15 protein-coding genes and 1 pseudogene are annotated in these 18,965 nt (G+C 58.0%); 1 reads left to right on the top strand and 15 read right to left on the bottom strand.

The window, feature by feature from the left end:
• Window positions 1–12: 12 nt before the first annotated feature.
• The 6 genes from C2L66_RS00850 to C2L66_RS00825 are packed head-to-tail and all read right to left on the bottom strand — an operon-like array spanning window position 13 to window position 5,603.
• Window positions 13–411: a 6-pyruvoyl trahydropterin synthase family protein gene (locus tag C2L66_RS00850; RefSeq protein ID WP_060599382.1), complete on the bottom strand. Its 399-nt coding sequence runs from the start codon at window positions 409–411 to the stop codon at window positions 13–15.
• A gap of 44 nt (window positions 412–455) precedes the next feature.
• Window positions 456–1,157, bottom strand: coding sequence for a 7-cyano-7-deazaguanine synthase QueC (queC, locus tag C2L66_RS00845; RefSeq protein ID WP_060599383.1), 702 nt, complete (start codon window positions 1,155–1,157; stop codon window positions 456–458).
• Between the two features lie 16 nt (window positions 1,158–1,173).
• Window positions 1,174–2,250, bottom strand: coding sequence for a DGQHR domain-containing protein DpdB (gene dbpB, locus C2L66_RS00840; RefSeq protein WP_060599384.1), 1,077 nt, complete (start codon window positions 2,248–2,250; stop codon window positions 1,174–1,176).
• Entirely contained in the window at window positions 2,247–3,542 is a 1,296-nt protein-coding gene (gene dpdA / locus C2L66_RS00835) for a tRNA-guanine transglycosylase DpdA (RefSeq protein WP_060599385.1), read from the bottom strand. The genes dbpB (C2L66_RS00840) and dpdA overlap by 4 nt, the downstream gene beginning before the upstream one ends.
• The gene (dbpB, locus tag C2L66_RS00830) at window positions 3,539–4,660 is read right to left on the bottom strand and encodes a DGQHR domain-containing protein DpdB (RefSeq protein WP_060599386.1); all 1,122 of its coding nucleotides are present in this window, start codon (window positions 4,658–4,660) and stop codon (window positions 3,539–3,541) included. The genes dpdA and dbpB (C2L66_RS00830) overlap by 4 nt, the downstream gene beginning before the upstream one ends.
• Window positions 4,661–4,667: 7 nt before the next feature.
• The gene (locus tag C2L66_RS00825) at window positions 4,668–5,603 is read right to left on the bottom strand and encodes a hypothetical protein (protein WP_060599387.1); all 936 of its coding nucleotides are present in this window, start codon (window positions 5,601–5,603) and stop codon (window positions 4,668–4,670) included.
• Between the two features lie 959 nt (window positions 5,604–6,562).
• On the opposite strand from C2L66_RS00825, the pseudogene C2L66_RS00815 reads away from it, so the two are divergent.
• Window positions 6,563–6,769, top strand: a pseudogene (locus C2L66_RS00815) (DUF932 domain-containing protein); the annotation flags it as partial.
• Window positions 6,770–6,851: 82 nt separating this feature from the next.
• On the opposite strand, the gene C2L66_RS41140 reads toward C2L66_RS00815, so the two are convergent.
• The 9 genes from C2L66_RS41140 to C2L66_RS00770 form a co-directional block, all read right to left on the bottom strand.
• A complete protein-coding gene (locus C2L66_RS41140; RefSeq protein WP_265736907.1) occupies window positions 6,852–6,977 on the bottom strand; it encodes a hypothetical protein in 126 nt (41 codons plus the stop codon).
• A 58-nt stretch (window positions 6,978–7,035) separates the two neighbouring features.
• Complete coding sequence (tnpA, locus tag C2L66_RS00810) at window positions 7,036–7,524, bottom strand: IS66-like element accessory protein TnpA (protein WP_060599389.1); 489 nt, start codon at window positions 7,522–7,524, stop codon at window positions 7,036–7,038.
• Window positions 7,525–7,698: 174 nt separating this feature from the next.
• Window positions 7,699–9,792, bottom strand: a complete 2,094-nt coding sequence (locus tag C2L66_RS00805) for a DEAD/DEAH box helicase (RefSeq protein WP_060599390.1) — start codon at window positions 9,790–9,792, stop codon at window positions 7,699–7,701.
• Window positions 9,789–11,585: a phospholipase D-like domain-containing protein gene (locus tag C2L66_RS00800; RefSeq protein ID WP_060599391.1), complete on the bottom strand. Its 1,797-nt coding sequence runs from the start codon at window positions 11,583–11,585 to the stop codon at window positions 9,789–9,791. Before C2L66_RS00800 ends, C2L66_RS00805 begins: the two co-directional genes overlap by 4 nt.
• Window positions 11,575–12,729 carry a hypothetical protein gene (locus tag C2L66_RS00795; RefSeq protein WP_148654544.1) on the bottom strand — a complete coding sequence of 385 codons (1,155 nt, stop codon included), beginning with the start codon at window positions 12,727–12,729 and terminating at the stop codon, window positions 11,575–11,577. The genes C2L66_RS00800 and C2L66_RS00795 overlap by 11 nt, the downstream gene beginning before the upstream one ends.
• A gap of 86 nt (window positions 12,730–12,815) precedes the next feature.
• On the bottom strand, window positions 12,816–14,525 hold the full coding sequence (locus C2L66_RS00790) for a LeoA/HP0731 family dynamin-like GTPase (RefSeq protein WP_060599393.1): 1,710 nt from the start codon (window positions 14,523–14,525) through the stop codon (window positions 12,816–12,818).
• Window positions 14,525–16,726 (bottom strand): importin beta family protein, encoded by a 2,202-nt coding sequence (locus C2L66_RS00785; RefSeq protein WP_060599394.1) that lies wholly within the window; start codon window positions 16,724–16,726, stop codon window positions 14,525–14,527. Before C2L66_RS00785 ends, C2L66_RS00790 begins: the two co-directional genes overlap by 1 nt.
• 136 nt (window positions 16,727–16,862) lie before the next feature.
• The gene (locus tag C2L66_RS00780; protein ID WP_211301920.1) at window positions 16,863–17,177 is read right to left on the bottom strand and encodes a hypothetical protein; all 315 of its coding nucleotides are present in this window, start codon (window positions 17,175–17,177) and stop codon (window positions 16,863–16,865) included.
• 700 nt (window positions 17,178–17,877) lie between these two features.
• Window positions 17,878–18,876: a helix-turn-helix transcriptional regulator gene (locus C2L66_RS00770; RefSeq protein WP_233444921.1), complete on the bottom strand. Its 999-nt coding sequence runs from the start codon at window positions 18,874–18,876 to the stop codon at window positions 17,878–17,880.
• Window positions 18,877–18,965: the final 89 nt, after the last annotated feature.

Below are 18,965 nucleotides of genomic sequence, written 5' to 3'. Positions count from 1 at the left end.
GCGTCGCCCGTGTCAGATGCGCGCTTCTTCCCGAGCGTGCATCGCCATCGCCAGGTCAAGATCGCAGCAGTCTCCGCTTGCAGGTCGCTCCACCCGAACCCTAGAGATGTTCGGCAGCGCGCACGAAAGGTTGCGGTAGATGTAAGCGCATAAGCCTTCTAAGGTTGCCGCGCCGAGGCCGGGTACTTCATCGAGAAAACGATGGTCGAGTTGGTCGCGAACACGTTCGATCTCTCTGCGTAGCAGACCGAGGTCGACCACCATGCGTGTGGTAGGGTCCGGCCGGCCGCGCACGAAAATCTGTGCGTGATACGTGTGCCCGTGAACGCGACGACTGCCTTCGGCGTCGATCTCCCGGTGCAGCGTGTGCGCCGCCTCGAAATAGAACTTCTGGCTGAGTTCGTAGTTCATCTGGTCCGGTGCCACTTCCTACTCCTCCCTCATAACACCGCGCGTCATACCGCTACTTCCCGAAACGACTCGAAGCCTTTCTGCCGCAGTTCGCACGCCGGACATTCGCCGCAACCATAGCCCCAATCATGCTGCTCGTTTCGATCTCCGACGTAGCACGTGTGCGTTTCGGTGCGGATCAGGTCTACGAACGCAGCGCCTCCGAGGGTATCCGCCATGCGCCAAGTATCGGCCTTATCGATCCACATAAGCGGCGTTTCAATCACCAGCGGCTGATCCATTCCCAACGAGATTGCGACCTGCAAGGCTTTAAGCGTGCTGTCACGGCAATCCGGGTAGCCCGAGTAGTCCGTCTCGCACATGCCGCCTACCAGCAACTGCAGACCACGGCGATAGGCGAGAGCGCCTGCCAGCGTGAAAAACAGCAGATTGCGTCCCGGTACGAACGTGTTCGGCAGACCGCTCGCTTGCATTTCGATCGCCTTGCCCTGAGTCAGCGCGGTATCACTGATCTGGCCGAGGATCGAGAGATCAAGCATGTGATCGTCGCCAAGCTTCGCACCCCAAGCGGGAAAGTCCTCCCGAAGCCTGCGCAGCACGTTCACGCGGCACTCCAGTTCGACGGCGTGCCGTTGCCCGTAGTCAAACCCCACCGTCTCAACGTACTCATATCGGTCGAGCGCCCATGCCAGGCACGTTGTGGAGTCTTGCCCACCTGAGAAGAGAACGATCGCGCGCGTTTTCATGATCAACCTCAAATGACTAAGAGTTCGCAACCAGGCGGTGTTGACGAAGCGCTCGCTTCATCGACCGGACGAGATAGTTGGTAAGCAAGTCAATATCGCTTGGAGTGTTCTGAATTCCGTTCCAGGGACGTTCATCATTTGGCGCGAGGCGCCACTGGCCGCTAGTCCACGCTGTGTATTCCTTTAGCAGCGCAAGGCCATGTTCGAACTCTGTCTGCGTGGTTGCTCCTTCGCTGGAGTAAAGAAACTCCATCACGAAGCCCATCGCCACTAGCCCGGCTCCGTGTCGCAAGCGCGAGGTCTTCGGACTCATACCAATCCATTCGCTACCGAATACCTCGGTAACTGCCCCAAAGAACGCGTTCACGAAATCGTACGCGCGGTTCTCGAAGTCGCCATCTTTGATGAACTCGCGAATGGCGCCGTCCGACGCCGAGTTCATAACGACTTTCTGCATGGCCGTATCGCTCAGCACCCCCTTGGGATTGGTGTGCTGACGTATCTCTCCGCGAAGCGCCGAGTTACGCGAGAAATTCAGTCGGTCGACGATGCGTGCAGCAAATTTGCGAGCGGTGAATCGTTCAGGTAGACCTTCCACGTTCGGCAGCAGTTCGTAGATCAGCGTCTTGGGTAAAGGCCGCGTATTGTTGATCAACACGAACTGCTGACGCAGTTCATTGTAGTCCTTGCAAATGAGCGCAGACACGAAGACCTGAAACCCCGGCTTCGTGATGCCCGCTAGCGCGCTCAGGCGCTGCTGGCCGTCCACCACGAAGCCTGGTTTGCTGTCGGTCGCTTTGATCTCGATGTCCACCACGCCATCGCTCCTGTCCTTGACCTTGACGCCACCGATGAACGCGACAATCAGCGCGTTGGGCAGAAGTGCATCTTCGCGTCGCAGATAATCGCGGATCTCCTTTATGTGCGAGGCTATTTGGTGTCTCTGGAAGCCACGCAATTCTCCACTCTCCTCGCGCCCGACGCGTTCGATTTCCGAGAACGCCAATATCTGCTCGGGCGTGGCTGCAAAAGTGAAAACATCATGTTCCGCGGCTTGCGACGCGCGAATGGCCTTGAATCGATGGACGCTCACCGGTGCTTCTCCAGGGTACGTTGTACGTGCTTGTGATAAACGCCCAGATTGTGAAACCCGCGGCGCTTGTTTCGATTGCTCGAACGGAAAATAATGACCTCGACGCCAGCCTTGTTGCAAATGGAACAGTTGCAACGCTTCCAAGGCGCGTCTTCCAGCGTGCGTTGAATCAACGCTCGCATCTTCATCAGATCTTTGTAGTGAGCCTCGGGTGAGACACTGTCCGCGAGTGTGAGGAATTGTTGATAGTCCATCACCGCGTCGAGCGCTTCCTTCACCTTAACTCCACCGCTGTCAAACCGACGCAGGGTGGTAAGCGCCTTCTCCTCTCGACGCTGCAAGTCCTCTGAACTGAGAACGCCACGCTTGATGCCTTGCATCAGTCTAGCGTTTTCGATGGCCTGTGGAATGCGAATGGCGGCGTAGTAATCCAAGCCGCCTTTCGGCGAGTCGATGTAGTAATTAGCTTTTGCGTCCTTGAACGCACGAATGAGAGGCGAGGTCGAATCGAAACTGGTGATCCCGAAGTTTGTAAACTCGTGAATTGTGTCTGCCTTGGCGAACCCGAGAAGATGAATCTTCGTTTCTGGCTTGATCGCGCTTCGTAAGGCATGCAGCACCTGTTTGATAACATCGACCTTAAGCGGAACGAGACCTCCGATGCCGAGGTAGCGGTATCCCATCTTCTCCAACTCCACCGCCGCCGCCGCCATGCTTCGGGGCGACCACCCTTGAACAGCACCAAGCGGTTCGAACGCATGCCCTTCGGCCGCTGTGAGTTTGATGAACTCCTGCGCGTTGGCAAGCGTGATTTCATACCGCTCGACGATGCTCCCGTCAATGTCGCTGGCGGGCGGATTATCGGTCAGGCAATCAAAGATGATGTGGTCGGGGGAAACCCCATGTGTAAAGCCTGCGTCGAGATAGAACTCGACTACTTCATTTGGAGGGTACGCAGGAGTCTGGTTGTCAGCGTACGCAAACGCGCCACAGTCGCCCATCACCATTGCATCCTTGAATGGCGCCCCACCATAGCGAAGGAACTTACGCACGCCATCGCGCAACATGCGTTGCTCTTCAGCAGTCGAATAACGAACCTTGGATTTTGGAACGCCAGCCGCTTGGCGAACCGCGCTCATCGATACAAGAAGGCCATCGTACGGGGCCGGAGTCATCAACTCGTGCGCGTACATGTCGTCCCAGTAGCGGCGACGGCCGGGCGCGTTGCGGTCGTTAATAAAGTCGTACTCGGGATCAACGTAATCCTGAGTGTCGGAGTAAAGGAATTTCATTGTTTCATCGAACTGGTGTAAATCTGCACCAGTGTGTCTTGGAGTCTTCTAATATCGCGCGGGACGCTCTGGATCTCATTCCACGACACGCCGAGCGCCTCCCAAGTTCCATTGGTCCAGCGGCAAGCGGGCGCGACTTTCTCAAGTTCTTTGCGGACTGTCTTATAGTCTTCGCTCTGTCCAGCCAAGCGGGCGTAGATTCTATCCATCAATACGCCCATGGCTTCGATACCCGCTGAGTGCATAAGCCTGCTGCGTTTCGGGTCAACTCCCCAAGCATCAGGAAAGACATCGCGTACAGCTGACCAGTATGTGATGAGGATCTTATACATGCCGCCGACATCTACGCCTTCGCGTCCCAACCCCTTGTAGGGCGCCAACGCACCAAGCGGATTGTTCATGCTATTGCGTATCATCGTAATGATCGCGGTATCCGTAATTACGCTGACATTGCTATTTTTCTCCGAGATGCGCTTGATAAGCTTGTGAAACGGCGACTCCGGATCACGATTAAGCAGGCTGCAGATCTCCGATGGTACCTTCCGCGCGCTCAGTTCTCGCGGTAAAAGAATGCTACGTGTTTCAGGTAGTAGTTCGTTGATTAAACGCGTCGGCAAGGGACGTGCCTTGTTAACGAGGATAAATTGTTCGCGCTGAACTTCCAGGCTGTCTGACACGAATCCGACAACGGGAACCGGAATGCGCTTTTGCTCCGCTTGCGCCAGCGCGAGTGATCGTTGCTGTCCATCAACGATCCAAGCGACGCGTTGCCCCTCGTCGTAAACAGGAATTGTCAACGTTCCGGATTGTGCCACGCCATGATCGCCGGTAGGCTTGGTGCCGCGCGATGCCGCGAAGTGAACCGCTGGCGACATTGCCAAGATGATCGCGTTGGGAAACAACACGTTGTCCTGATTCAGATAGTCGACGATGCCTTTTACGTGTGTGCGAATTTCCGGCCGCTGAAACCCTTTTAGTACGTCGTCACCGTCCCGTTCTACTCGCGAGATGTCTGCGACGCGCACGATGTCGGAGCCTTGAATAAAAAAGGCGTACACATCTAGATTTTCGCCCTGGATCGTGCGCAGTGCTCGCACCACGATCTCGTTTCTAGCCATATCGACCTCATTCCTTTTTGTCGAATTCTTGCTGGAGATCGCACCAGAGACTGCGGAAACGCCCCTGCTCACAAGCGACTAACGCTTCATCACGAAGATATCGCAGGAGTCGCGAGGATGCTCCATTAAACCGATGCCAGTTCTTGCGCATAAGCGCCAGAATTTCTGCGTCGGTTTTCTTCTCCCGCGCAGGCACCACCGGCTTCGTCAAATCGCGCATCGCATTAGTCACAGACGCAAGTGCTTCGTCAGCGGAGAGTCGATGTCCGTCCAACATCTCCACGAAGTGGCGCATTGCCCGCTGCGCGAAATCCGTTCGTGTGCCCGCGTAGGGCGAACCCTCCAAGCGCTCGTCATATGGCAAAGCAACTCGCCGAACGTTATCGGGCACGAGCGTCCGGCCATGATCCGATGTGATGATGCGGATTCTATTGACTTGATCCCTAGTAAGGGAAGCCAGATCCTCAGCGACCAGTGACACGTAACTTCCAGGCAATGCAAAGAGCGCTAGCGCATCAGGATGTTGGTGAAGTAGGGTCGAAATGGAGTGCTGCCCCTCCAGTTCTGCCGTTAGTGCCTCCCACCAGTCGCTTGGGTTTAACCCCAACCGGGCGAGCAACGGCTTTAACGAATTCGCACCATCGGAGACGGTAAGGTCGTACGAGGGTATCCGATCCGCGGCACCAACTATGCCAAGTCCTGCGGAGACGATGTGTAACGTACCCTGCAGTGCGTCGGCCACTCGCTGCGCCTCCACAAACGCACGCCCCATGTAAACGTCCCGAGCCTGACCCGACGGCGTCGCTTGTCGAACGGCTTTGACCCAACGCGCAGCAACAGATTGGAGTGTACCGCCTGCTTCCAGCGAGGCCAGTGGGACGCTGACGCCACTGTGGCGCTTTCTGTTGGTGCAGTTTGTAACAACAATCGCTTTGCGCGTCATAACTGCACTCACAGTTGAAAATATCGCTACCAATACTACACACCGAATTCGCCGATAGTTTCGCACTTATTGATGAAAATTTCCATCTTTTCAGTGAGATACAGGGGGGTTCCTGAAGAAGATGTGTAGCTCCGGCGCAACGGTGCATGACAAACAATCGCCAGTGAGCCTAGTATCTGCGCCCTCAGTGCGATTCACTTGGCTAAACGTTGCCGTCATTTCTCATTCAAATAGCGTCGCGTAGTCCACGTATTGGAGTTGCCAGCAATTCTCAACGCGGGGTTAAGCCTTTCAGATGCTGCCTGGCTTTCTGGTCCAAGCGTTGGTCGATGTAACAACCCACAGCGATGCTGACCGACGAGAGTGACGCGCGTATCCATGGGGCATCGATTTCCCTACATATATTTCGTATTCCAGATTATTTTGACCATATATCACGTCGATGAGGCGAGCAATCGGTGCGCGCCTAATGGACGCTCTGGTCCAGATTCAAATTTCGAGGAAGCCTTATGTCCGTCGGAAATGTAGCAAACAGCACAGATGCATGTCCTCGCTGCCGATCCACAAACCTCGAGGTTCGCAATTAAGCGGCGAAAGTCGGAGGCACTGTTGGCACGGTCGCAGGTGCGGCAAGTGGAATTGCCATGGCTGTCTCTGGAGCCGAGGCCGGAGCGGCAGTCGGCCTCATTGCTGGGCCCATTGCTGCACTCTTGGGCGGCGTTGGAGGAGCCCTTCTCGGTGGGCTCGTTGGCGGTGCGACGGGTTGTGCGACTGGCTCAGCGGTCGGCAAACTTGTCGATTCAAAGGTAATCGACAACTATCGCTGCCTCGATTGCGGCCACGTGTTTAGCGATCAACGACCGTAGGCGTCAAGCTTTTTTCTGATCTAACTGCTCTTGCGATACGGCACGGCTGCAAGGCCGCGCGATATGCGCTTGAATTTTCGAAAGGATGTACGCATGCATCTCGTCCAAACAATGGCTTACGTGAAGGAAACGCCGTGGCACGGCCTGGGCAATCAACTTGATCCGAATCAGCCGCTCGAAGTCTGGGCAATTCAAGCCGGCATGAACTGGCGAATCGACGAAGCCGAAGCGCGTTTCGTCTCGGGCGGCGCGGAGTCCAATCTCGGTTCGATCCACGCCTTCCCGGACCAGAAAGTGGTAAGCGGCAGCTTTAGCACACCGAACGGAGAATCGTGCAACTGAGGGTGGTGCGTAGGGGCACCACCGAGGCGCGCTCAATGTGTCAGCAGCCATGTGCCCCGGCCTGCTGCTGCCGCGCATAGTTGAATGGCAGCAGGTCCGTCACATCCGCGTCGGGCGGCCGTTGCGGCAACTCCTTGAGCACGTGCAACAGGTATTGATACCGCACCGGAAGTCGATCGGCTCGCGATGCAGATAGACTCGCAGGTCGTCAGCGAAGCGCAGCATCACCGGCTCCTCAATGCGTCGATCATCGTTGTGAGCAGCGCCGTGTCCTGTTGCATACATTCAAGTTCGAGACTTACCCCATTAGGCAACTGCGCCATCAGGCGTGACGGCAACGGCGGGCGTTGCGACGGACGCATCGGTTCAGGCGCCCCGGGCATGGGCGTCACAGCCCCGGACGCGGGCGGTCTTGAATTCGCGCGCACCGCTCGCGGATCGGCTACTTCTACTACGGGTACGAATTCCGCCGTGCCCGTGCCGGGCAACTCCACGCAGTCGCTGCGCACCGCCCGCCTGCGCTCCAGCAGGATCCACTTGCGCAACTGGTTGGCGTTCACGCCAGCCTTGAGCGCCAGCCCGGCCACCGACGCGCCGGGCTGCTCACACGCCTCAATCAGTCGCCGCTTGCCTTCGGGATCAAAGCAGCGCCGACCGCCTTCGTCGACGTGCATGACTTTAAGGGGAAGGAAATCAAGTTCGTCTGAGGTCATGTTGCGTCCGCAAGTTGAGTGATTGCGGACGCAAGCTTGATCTTCCAACATCGCACGCGCTAGGCGGGCAGAAACTATCGCTTACGTAAATCCTATTTTTCCAGATGCGCGAGTCTGACGGCCGGACAGAACAAACGATGTCTCATTGATTTGGGCCGCCGAAATGTTCACGGGCTAAGCGGGGAATGACATCTCGTACTCCTTGAGCACGTCAACCTCTTCATCCGCGTCGAGCCATTGACCAGCTCCCAGCAAGACGCGCATCATTTCGCAGCGTTGCTGAACACGGCGGGCCATAGTTTCTTCATAGGTCCCAGACTGATAGCAGTAGATCACTTTGACTTTTTCGTGCTTTTTGCGATTACCGCCAATCCGGTGAACGCGGCCGATCCGCTGCTCCATCGCTGCCGGATTCCACGTCAGATCGAAGAGCACGACGTGATGGCAGTACACGTGCATATCGATCCCCTCTTGAGCCTTGGGCGTGGCGATCAATACCAAAGGCGTCGACGGTAAATTGAATTTTTCGACGTTCCGGTCCAGCTTGTCAGTGTTGGCGTCGTGACGCACGATGAGAGGCAGTGGTCGGTTGGCCCCCGCTACGCTGTTGAGCGCTTTCCAGCCCGCGTCGCTTCCATTCCCCAGATGCTTTCCATGACGTCGCCACCAACGCTTGACGGCCGCCATTTTGATCTCGTCCGGGTAGTCGGGCGAATGCGCCATGATCTTGGTCACGCATACGGCGTAGTCTGCTTCGAGGTCCAGCCACTGCGCCACCTTGCCGGCGTGGCGCCGGAACCGGTTCGTGCGCTTTTCGATCTTTGCAGTTCGGTAGGTCACGTACGGATCCTTTGCCAGCATCTTCGCTAAAGCTTCCGATGTCGCGATCCGCTGCGTAAAGACGACGACCTTGGTATTGCGTTTGATCAACTCGACGAGCTTTTCGACCGCGATCTTCAGCTTGGGATCGGTCTCCTCTCTCCCGTCAACGACCGCGTTAAATGCGTCCGTCCAACGAGTGTCCACCGCGGCAAGCGGCGATCGTTCAAGCGATTCCCGCGCTGCGGGCCACGATGAACAGAGCGATTCGCGACGGTTGGCGATATGCACTCGCTTGCCGCTTGCCAGAACGCTCTCGATGCTCCGCTCGAGCAGCAATGTGGGAAGCAGCGAATGCGCCGTCGGCTGAGCTACCCAGCGATCAGTTTCCCGCTCCTTTTCATGCTCCCACGATGCGCGCACCATATGACGGCGCAGCGTCGTCTCAAGCGCCTTTTTGCCGGGATAGGGCTCGCGTCGAAGGACCGCCTGCCGGAATGCATCGAGCGGAAGCTGGGACACTTCTTCGACGAACGACGGCCTGGCGCCAATCGCATGAGCAAAATCGGCGAGACGTTTGCGAAACTGTTCGACGGATAGTGCAAATGGCGTCGCCGTAACCAACAGGCATTTTTCGAACCGCCGATGCAGGAGACGAGCGATCACCCGATGGCGGATCGTGCCTTCGAGCTTGTGCGCTTCGTCGACGATCAGCAGATCGAAACGCGCCCCATCGAACTTTGCGCGGGCCTGGATATGATCCAACTCGTCTTCGACATGGGAACGTGCATCGCGCTTCCAGCCCCAGCTTTCCGGATCGAGCCAACGGTTGATTTTCCTCGCCTGGGCTTCGGATACAGGCTCGTCATGTACGCTTCTGAGATCGCATTCGAGTATCTGCTTGATTAGCTGGTTGCGATCGGCGCTCTGCAACTTCATACCAACCTGCACTTCCGAAAGCTTAAGCGCCGCGCGCAGAATGCCGGCGTCACGTTCATCGGTGGAGTAGTTCTTCAGCGTCTCGTAAGACGTGAAAGCAATGGACGGCAGGCTTCGGCTTGCAGCGTCGGCTTCGAATTCGCCAAGTTTCGAGTAAGTCCGGCACGACCAGTCCTTCGAGCGGGCTTGCCATTCGCCGCTCATACTTTTCTGCAGATCGATCCAGCGTTTGCGCCACACGTTCGCCATATGTCGGCTATGCGTGAGCACAAGCACTTTCGCGTCCTTCCTGCGCGCCAGCGCAGCAAAGGCGACACCCAAAGCCACGTATGTCTTCCCTTTTCCTACCTCATCCGCGAGCAGCACGCCGGGTTCACCCTGGCGATAGAGCCGGTCGCAGATCCCTCTCGATCGCTCGTTCTGTTCGTCGAGTTCGTTCTGAAATGCCTCACCAAGACTGGCGCCCGATACTGCCAGATCGATGTCTTTTCCTTTGCCGAATGTAATCACGTTGCGTTCCTGAGCTCACGCACCACGGCCTGCCATTGCGGCAAGAGTGCTTCCGGCAAGCCTTTCGTTACCGAACGGACGAGCGATCTGGCTCGCCGCTGCCATTCTTCGCTCACGGATCCGGACGCGGTCTTTGCCAGATTCTCGGCTGCTTGCCACAACTCGAGGCGCACCCATGCGCGCCACACGCTCTCCAGCGCTTCGAGTTCGCTGTCCGGCGCGTGTGCGTCGAATATCTGCTGGAAAAGTTTGAGGAGATACCCTCGCTCGATTGGCAACGTCTGGGGCCCGCGCATGACCTTCTCGAAGTACCGGACCCGACTCGCCAGTTCACGCACTCTCGACGACCACTCGAAGTGAGACGCGGGCCGTGCCCCCTGCTTGCCACGCCGTATCCTATTGGTAACACCGTTCCCCGGTAGACCATCCAGTCCACCCATCATTGCGAGCCACGCTTCCGGTGTACACTCGAGCGGTGCGCCGTCACAGGCGGGAAGCTCGTCAGGCGCGACGAAGATTGGGCAATACCCGTCCTCGAAACCCCCTTCGCGGTTGCGCGTGACCAGACAGGCCACCCCGTCCACCAGCGAGAAGTTCTGGAACACACGGCCGTCATAGGTCAACCGCTGATTCCCATATCGCAGTTCGGTTTTCTCGATGCATTCGCTGGAACGCCACGCGATTTCGAGTTTGCGCGTGAAGGGCGAATAAACCGCGTGTTTCAACGGCATCCACAGTGGCTTCCGATTGATCACCGGTGCCTCGAACTCCACCTCGTCGAGAGAATAGTTCCGCCCACGGAGCGGTTCGAGCACCGCGTGCTCGATAGCGTTCCACGGCGAGTCGAACATCCACGCCGTTTCAACATTGCCGCGACCTGGCTCCTCGAGAAGCGCGCTGACCGTCATGTTCGGCGAACCGGTCATCAGCCATGCCCGCCGTGCACGCCGGGACCGATAGACGATACATACCGCCTTCCCATGCAGAGGACCCGGCTTCGGCTGAACCGGATGCATGCGTAGCCTGTCCGCTACAACCTCGAATACTTCGCGGCTGCCTTGAACCAGAACCGGATCAGACTGCAATTGCGGAAGGTACACGTGAAACTGGGCGGACGGGTATCGGCTCGCAAGTTGAGCCAGCCACGCCTGATCCAACGGAGGCTCGGCCGACTCGTGCCGCTCGAAAAAGGGCGCCACAAGGTGAACCTCTTCGGCATCACGCGGCGCTTTCAAAAGAAACCGGCGACCGATCGGCTGTTCGAGACTCGTCATGAACGTCCCGTCGAGTTCTTTGACGCCCGCTCCCCTCGCCTCTTCTCGAATCAACTGGGCGCTTTGTACGTCCCCGAGCGAATGGAGCAAGGCAAGTAGTTCTTTCGGCAAGGTCTTGCTGCCTGAACGATGGAACATCGCAATCTCACGATTGGCGCACCATCCCGCGTGGGTAAGATTCAACGAACCATCGGACCAGACTACTTCATGTTCGAAGATCGCGATCAGCAGCTTCGGATGAAAAAGCCGCCTGGTGTCGCGCCAGAACGAGACGTTGAAGCCGGCCTTGTGCCCCTTATAGTTGGAACTGTCGCAGACTACGTCGATCGGAAAGTTTGACATCGACTGCTCGCTCGACAACAGTGACTCACTCGCTGCATCCTTGAACCGAGCGATCAAAGCGGCAAAGAAGTCGGCGCTCAGCGTGAACGTACACGCGAGCATTGCTCGAGGCGAACCAAGTTCTCTCAATACCTCCAACCAGCACGCTTCCAGCGATTGCAGCTCTTCAACGCGCATGAGCTTTCCATCCGGTCTGTTTGATCAGTGATTTCAGATTCGCAAAGCGAAAATCTCTTGCTTGATTGCCCGGCTTCCAGCCGGCAAACAGATGAGGACGATCGCCGATCATATGGAGCCAGGGCGTGCCACCTCGGACGTCGCGCGTCACCGCCAGATGCAGGCGATGCACCGTTTCCAGCGGACGCCCGCCCTCGGCGAGGCCGCTTATTCCGCGCTGCAAAGCGGCCGCCAGCGAGTTGCCCCGCTGCCAACTTGCGGGGAACGGCTTCGCTTTCAGCGTGGCCGAAGCGAGTTGGCGAAGTCTCGCGGCGTCCGACGCGCTCACGGTTCGTGCACCGTGAAGTGCGTCGGCGAAGATCTGCAGCGCCGCCAGTTCAAGCTGGGTGACGATGTCGGTCGCGCGGGCCAGCGTCCGCTGCTCCACATCGAGCTGCGCTAGCTCGATTTGCGACCACGATTCAGCGTCGGGACGACCGAGAACTGCCCTCGCAGCGTAGTGCATGCGGTCATCGGAGTATCCAAACAGGCGCTCACCGAGTGCTTTACGCGCCTTCTGGAGTTTCACCGAGTTGCACGTCTCATCGAGCGTTTCCCACTTCTTGTACCAGGCGTGACCGTTGGGAAACTCCACGTCGATCAACAGCCGGTCGACCTCTGCCTCGACCGGTTGGAGCGAACCTCGCTTGACCAGACCCAGTTCGCGCAGCGAGACGATATAGTTCCCGAGCAGACCGGTCGCCCGCTGGTTAGCGAGAATCGGACGCGTAACGTTGGGCTGGGTGCCGGCGCACAGCACCTTGACAACCTGGATGCCAGCGATTCTTCGCTGGCCGGAGGCGCCAGTCTTGTACCAGAACTGCTTCAGCGCCCGCTCGAATCGCGCGAATCCTTGCTCGAACAAATCTGCGTCCACGGCTGACTGCGTGACCGCTTTAGCCCACCTCAAGCCGATCATCGTCCACAGGTATTCGTCAGCGTCCCCCGTCGCCCCGGTGAGCAACGGAACCAGACCATTTGACATCGCCTCACGCAATGCGTCAAACCCGAGCGGGTCGGTCGCGCGCAGATCGCCGTCTGCGGACCGCTTGTTCCAGAAAAGAAAGGAGGGCATCCCGTGACTCAACCATGAAATCGAATCCATATCCTTAGCGTGGTCATACGTAGCGCGCCGCCCAGACTGCGGGCGGTATGACCAGCGTCGGACCGTGGAATTAGCGCAAGGCCTGATCAAGCGGCATCCGTCATCCGGAACTCCGCGTCGATCGCTTCGCCTTGATCGCGCCAGCGATGGAACTGCTCGCGCTTCTCTCGTCCCGCCACGACACTTTGCTCGACCGCCGCTACGTTGGCGCGCAAATCGACGAGTTCGGGGAAGAACTGATCCTCGAACTGCGGGCCGCCGATCAGGCCAAGCAATTCCGCGCGCTGGCTCTCGAAGTTCTCGACCATCTTGTCGATCATCTTGCGAAACGCCTGCTCGCGCTTCATCTGTTCCACCGAATCCCAGATCTCTATCGCGAGCCCGAACGCCGAAAGCAGGCCGTTGAGTCCCTTAGCGAGATTGACAGCACCCCACGGTTTGAACTTGAGCATCTTGCCAAGATCGAGGCCAACGGCTTTAGCTACGCCGACGATGCCATCGCGCGCGGCCAGCACCGACGTGTTGTTGATCATGCCACTCTTGACCACGTAGTCGATGCCCTGCTTGCCGAATGCGCGCACGCTCGCGTTGAAATGGTTCACCTCCGCGTCGAACCCCACGGCCATCTTGTTGACTTCGAGTTTCACCGAGCGCATTTGCTGATCGAACGCGTTTTGCAGATTGGCGTTGAGCACAACACCGTCTGCCCCTATGTTCCGCTCGAAGAACTCCGCGAACGTGTCCATCGATTCCCCCCGCGCCTGCAGGATCAAATCGGTGAAAAAGTCCGTCACGAATCTGCGTAGGCCAATGCGCACGTCATTGATACGTCCATCCGACGAAACCAGCTGGTTGCGCAACTGGTTGCTCATCGTTTCCAGGCGGCTCACTTCCTGTCCGATGCGGTCGTCGTTATGCACGGCAATCGGCAACTGCTTGCCTAGCACGTCGCGTACGATGCTGCGCCGAGTCTCATCGACGACGGCCGCAATGCCGCCCGCCGCAGAGACTTTTTCCGACGTCGCGCGTTGAAGCAACCCGACGCGCGAGAGCGAGCGAAAGCGTTCGAGGTCGGCAAGCCAGTATTCGGTGCCCATCTCGAACGGGTCGGCGGCGACGGCCACCACGGCAAGGTCAGCGGCTTCGGCGTCGGTCAATGCGATCAGATCGCGCAGGCGGCCTGCCACGTTGTCCTTTTTGATCGCGAAGAGTTTCGCGTACTCGTGGTCGTCTTCGACATCCGCGACTGCGTCGAATCGGCTCAGCACGAACACAGTACGTGGCAGCAAGTTGAGCGAGCGGAAAAGCCATGTGAGATCGTCGCGATGGCTCTCTTTAATCGGGTTCGTCGGGTCCATCACGTAGACCACGAGATGCGCTTCGCTTACATACTTACGCGTCAGTTCCTTGTACTTTTCGAGCGTGTTGGTTTGTGTGTCGAACTGCTCCTTGAAACCGAAAAGGCCGGGCGTGTCGATCAGCAGACACTCAGGACTCGCTTCGTAGACCGTCACCGCATTCGATGACTCTTCGTGGCTGATCTTCATCGTCGACTTGTCGAGCCGTTCGAGCCATGCGGCCGCGATCGCCGTCTTGCCTTCGGAGAAGCCGCCTATCAGGACGACGCGCAGCCTTTCCTCTTCCATGCTGCGGATCGCGCTGTCGAGCTTCGCCTTGACCTTCGGATCGGCATCGACACCAAACGATTCGCCTTGCGCGATGAACGCCTGAAGCTGGGTGAGCACCCTCAAGGTTTCGGCCTGCCGTTCCTTGAAAGAGTTGAGCGTCTGTTCCATTACACTGCCTCTGTTTCGGACATCGTTGTAGAAAAATGCGTGAGATTCGCGCTGACACGGATCAGCGCAGAATTGACTTGCGCGACCTGGTCGACCGATCGCTCGACTTCGGTCGCAATTTCTCCGATGCGCGCTTTCACATTGCCCATCACGTTATCGCAACTGTTTTTCATTGAATCTTCCATGCGTCCGACGACACGTCCGATGTTCTGGTTTGCCGCCTTGCGCTGCTGGGACTTCTTGTAATCGCTGTCGACGAGGCCCCAGAGAGCCTTCGCGATACTCACGACAAGGGTCACGCCGCCGAGCGCAAGCGACACCCAGCCTGCCGGATTCCAGAACATCAAGAGTCCACCTGCGAGCGCCGCAATGAGTGACATGTAATTGACGCCGCTGTCGAACTTCATGTTCAGTTCAAATCCGCCGAGCGTCGACGTGCCGATCGACCGATACGCATCCTGGAGTTCAGCGATGCGTCGCTGGAAGCGCTCAAGCATATCGCTCACGTCCCGCTGGAATCGCTTAAGCTCTGCCTCCATGATCGACGGCAGGGATGATTCAAGTCTCGCCTGCTCGCGCTGCATTGCAGCGCTCAGTGCATCCTTCACATCGTCGTTGTCGATGCCGTCCTTGATCCGCTCGTAGATCCGTTCGCGCACGCGCGTTTCGAACGTGCGGATCGCGGCGTCTGCATGCGTTTGTAAAGCAGGACCGAGCGAACTCACAGCGAGTTCGAGCTGCTCACTGACGTGTGCCCAATCGCGCTGCACGTCCGCCGCAAGTGGCGCAACCTTGTCGCGCTGAATCAGAGCGATCGTGCCAGCCGCCCTCTGCACTGCGCTGCGCACCTTGTTCACGTTAGCGGCGCGAATGCGCGCGTCGCTATCGCTCACCATGCTGCCGCTCAGCCAGTCGAGAAACGACTGGAAACCCGATCGCGCGAGCATGTCGGCGGGACTCACCTTCGCAAGGAACTTCTCCCGACTGCGAGCGGCATCCGAGGCTGGCACGAGGCAGTCGGCCGATGCCAGAAACGCGGGCTGCGCGCTCAACGCGATGTAGCGCCGATAGTTGTTTCCAAGATGTTCGCGCATCGTTTCGTCGAGTACCGCGAGGCTCGCGCGTTCACCCTGATTTAACAAATCGCCTTTTTCAAGCTGTATCGGATTCGTGATGCGCTTGTTAAAGATCGACCAGACTTCCGTCTGATCGCCAAGATGTTCACGAATTTTTTCGAGCGTTCCTTGCCCGTCCTTGTCACCGGTCTGCGGCGCCGACGGCTTGCCGGTCACGTAGAACACCGCGTGTGCGGCCTTCACCGCGCCAAGAATGTTATCGATCACGCGCGCCTCCTTCCCTTCGATGCCCGGCACGTCGAGCAGTTCGAAGCGCTGACCGTTCGTGTAGAATTCGTAGCCGTGCGTGTCGAGGGTGTAGTCGGAACGGCCCGTGCCGATGATCTGGCCGTCCGCGAACGGCGCGAGGCTGTCGAGCATGGTATGCGCCTTCGCCTGCTGCGCTTCGAGCGACTGAAGCGCCGTTTGCGCCTGGTCGACTTGCGCATCGATTCGCGCGCGCTCCGCCACGTGTGCCGCCGCCAGTTCCCGCTGTTGCTCTCCTGCACGTGCGAAGTCGAGTTGCTCCTGCGGCTTGCTAAATAGCCACACGAGCTTTTGCCAGAACGATGCGGCTCGGCTCTTCGCCTCGAACGCAAGGCTCAGGCGGTTCAATTCCTGTTGAAGCGCGTCTTGCTCCGCGTCAAGTTGGGCGTTACGTTCTCCAGCTTGCGCCCGTTGCACGTCGAGCGCCGTGCGGCTCGCCTCGATCGATTGTGCGAGCGTCGCCAAGGCGGCTTCGCTGATGCCGAGTTCTGCCGCCTTCGCGCGGAACGCAGCGCGCGCCTCGGTCTTGGACCCCTCTTGCAGCAAGATTCGCAGCGATTCGATGATCGTCGATTTGCCCGCGTTCGTTTCGCCATAAAACGCGATCGTGAACGTATCCCAGCGGGCGTGCCGCTGTAAAGCCTCTATTCGTTTCGCAAGATCGTCGTGAATTGGAGCGACGAGATCAACGACCTGCGTCATCGTGCTCGCAACGCGCGGGTCCGTCGCGTCGCGTTTGAGCTCCCTGAGCAAATCGCCAACCTCGCTCAACACGGCCTGATGCAGGTTGTTCGGTGATGTACCGGCGGTTCGTTGCATGCTGGATCGATATTTGGTGTTGTTGATGAAGCAAAGCGACGTGAATGTGCGCAACTATGTTGCAGTCGCGCACGTGGGATATGGCAGGAAAGCGGCCTTCCTTCCCACATGCCTTCATCCCGCTATTTTGATTTCTCTATTTTTCTTTCTTATAGACGACGCTCAGGTGCTCCTTGATCTGGTTCTTTCCCAGCTCGTAGTCGGGGTCCCACGTCGCGAGATTGTGCGCGGCAATCGCCGCGGCCGATGCCACGCCAGCGATCGCTGTAATTCCGCCGAGCACAGAGCCAGCCATGGCCGCCGACCGGTACTCCGTGTACACGCGGCAACTCAAGCCAGCCTTCTCGATCCGTCCTTCGACCTTCTCGACAACCGAACTCATGTGCTGGATGTTGACGATCTGAAACGATGCTTTTGATTCGATCAAGCTGTCCAGCTTGCTGTCTGTCAATTCGTCCGGCGTATATCGCACCAACTCAATAGACATAGAAAGGCCGCCCTAAAATTATTAAAATTGATCGAACAGACGCGATGATGCCAACAGGACTGGCCACGCCTCAAATCGCTCACGGTGAACTAGCTCCGTGAGCGTTGCACTTCAATCACCTACCCCACCAAATCTGGCTGAATCCGCCGGAGATCCACTCGATCAAATTTGGCTGTAAACGAACCAACGTATGCGCACCACATCTCGGACAATGCGAACGACTATCCATGTCCGGCGTCATGACATCGCTGCGCGGGGCAAACGTATGCTTCCAACCACACTGATTGCATTTCAACGTAAAGGGCGCTGGGCGTACTGGCATATCGCTTCTGGCAGTTTGTTTGTTCGATGTGGCGGACTACCTCAAACTCACCATCTGTCCGACACGGATCATTCATCCGCGTTGCGCGTCGCTCGTTACCGATTCGACATACGCTCCTACTGCCGCGGTTCCAACAACAGCTGCAACAAACACGATCGCAAACGCGGCCAGGTGTTGCAGGGGGGAAGAATTGCAATTCGTGAACATGCTTTTTCCTATGGGAGTTGTAAAAGGACGGCATCGATACGCCGCCTTATCAACTTAGTCTCAGCTTCAGACAAATCATGTCCGAACGCCATCACGAGACCCCGATCTGATAGCGGACACTGCGCTTTCACGATCTCACCCGCCCTCGTACATCCCTGCCAGCGCTCTCGCCTCCGCCGCGAACTCTGAGCGCAGGCCTTCCGGCGCCAACACTTCGACATTTGGCCCAAACGCGCGCAGCCACCACCGCAACCGCTGGCTCAATAGCACCGTGCCATGCACCTCAAGTGCGTCGCCGCTCTGGCTGACCTGCTGATCTGCTGACAGCGGCGCTTCCAGCAGATGATGGCCTGCGCCGTTCCTGAACCGCAGCCTCAAACGGACCTCGCCTTCAACCATAAAGTCGAACTGGCGCTGCTCCCGCACGTATTCCGAGAGCCTGAACCCACGTGGATAGGCAAACGACTCGGGCAAGATGGCGGCACGTACAAGACGATCGAGCCGGTACATCGCAGGATTCGGATGACGCGGCATCGCAGCCACGAGATAAACCAGCCCGCCCACTTCGACCAGCCCGAGCGGGTAGACGATCTTCGCTTCGGCGTTATCAATCTTCGTACGCGGCTGGTAAACGATTTCAAGTTGCTGCTCATAAAAGAGCGCTTGCGAGACAACAGCGAAGATGCTGGGATCAACCTCGGGGTATTGCAACGTGAAGCTACCTGCCTCGACTTCGATCTTGTCGATCCATTTGCGGTAGCGCCGCTCATGCTCGCTGTTGACAGCAGCCAGCCGCTTGCCGGCCACATCGAACAGTGGGGCTAACGTTTCAGCCACCAGCGTCGGGATACGCCAGGTCGAAAAGCGACGCAACGTCTGCAGGGCCAGTGCCTCGTCGTGCGTCATGATGCCCGCGGCCTTCGCGGCAAGGCCGCTCGCCCCGGCAACCTTGCGCCAATACTTGGCCCGCCCGCGCTGCTCCACTATGACGAGCCCGCTTTCGAGCATATCTTCCAGCCAGCGCTGCACGGTCTTCGCAACCGGAGGATCAATCAGCGTGGCGCTGAGCTTGCGATGCACATCCGGAGTGGAAAGTGGTTCTTCGTCTCTGCCTGCATCGGGCAGAACCTGCATGATTTCTCGATCCAGCATATCGGAAAGGGAGTCGGGGACAAACGGGGCAAGATCCTATCGTTTGTCTAACGGCGGATTTATGTGCTTCT

It is taken from the genome of Paraburkholderia caribensis (assembly GCF_002902945.1).
Classification (GTDB): Bacteria; Pseudomonadota; Gammaproteobacteria; order Burkholderiales; family Burkholderiaceae; genus Paraburkholderia; species Paraburkholderia caribensis.
Note: the sequence above shows the minus strand (reverse complement) of the source record. Positions and strands in the feature narration are given on the sequence as shown.

Coding starts and splice junctions, on each gene's coding strand:
- C2L66_RS00850 (WP_060599382.1), bottom strand. CDS start 411: ATGAACTACGAACTCAGCCAGAAGTTCTATTTCGAGGCGGCGCACACG.
- queC (WP_060599383.1), bottom strand. CDS start 1,157: ATGAAAACGCGCGCGATCGTTCTCTTCTCAGGTGGGCAAGACTCCACA.
- dpdA (WP_060599385.1), bottom strand. CDS start 3,542: ATGAAATTCCTTTACTCCGACACTCAGGATTACGTTGATCCCGAGTAC.
- dbpB (WP_060599386.1), bottom strand. CDS start 4,660: ATGGCTAGAAACGAGATCGTGGTGCGAGCACTGCGCACGATCCAGGGC.
- C2L66_RS00825 (WP_060599387.1), bottom strand. CDS start 5,603: ATGACGCGCAAAGCGATTGTTGTTACAAACTGCACCAACAGAAAGCGC.
- tnpA (WP_060599389.1), bottom strand. CDS start 7,524: ATGACCTCAGACGAACTTGATTTCCTTCCCCTTAAAGTCATGCACGTC.
- C2L66_RS00800 (WP_060599391.1), bottom strand. CDS start 11,585: ATGCGCGTTGAAGAGCTGCAATCGCTGGAAGCGTGCTGGTTGGAGGTA.
- C2L66_RS00795 (WP_148654544.1), bottom strand. CDS start 12,729: ATGGATTCGATTTCATGGTTGAGTCACGGGATGCCCTCCTTTCTTTTC.
- C2L66_RS00790 (WP_060599393.1), bottom strand. CDS start 14,525: ATGGAACAGACGCTCAACTCTTTCAAGGAACGGCAGGCCGAAACCTTG.
- C2L66_RS00785 (WP_060599394.1), bottom strand. CDS start 16,726: ATGCAACGAACCGCCGGTACATCACCGAACAACCTGCATCAGGCCGTG.
- C2L66_RS00770 (WP_233444921.1), bottom strand. CDS start 18,876: ATGCAGGTTCTGCCCGATGCAGGCAGAGACGAAGAACCACTTTCCACT.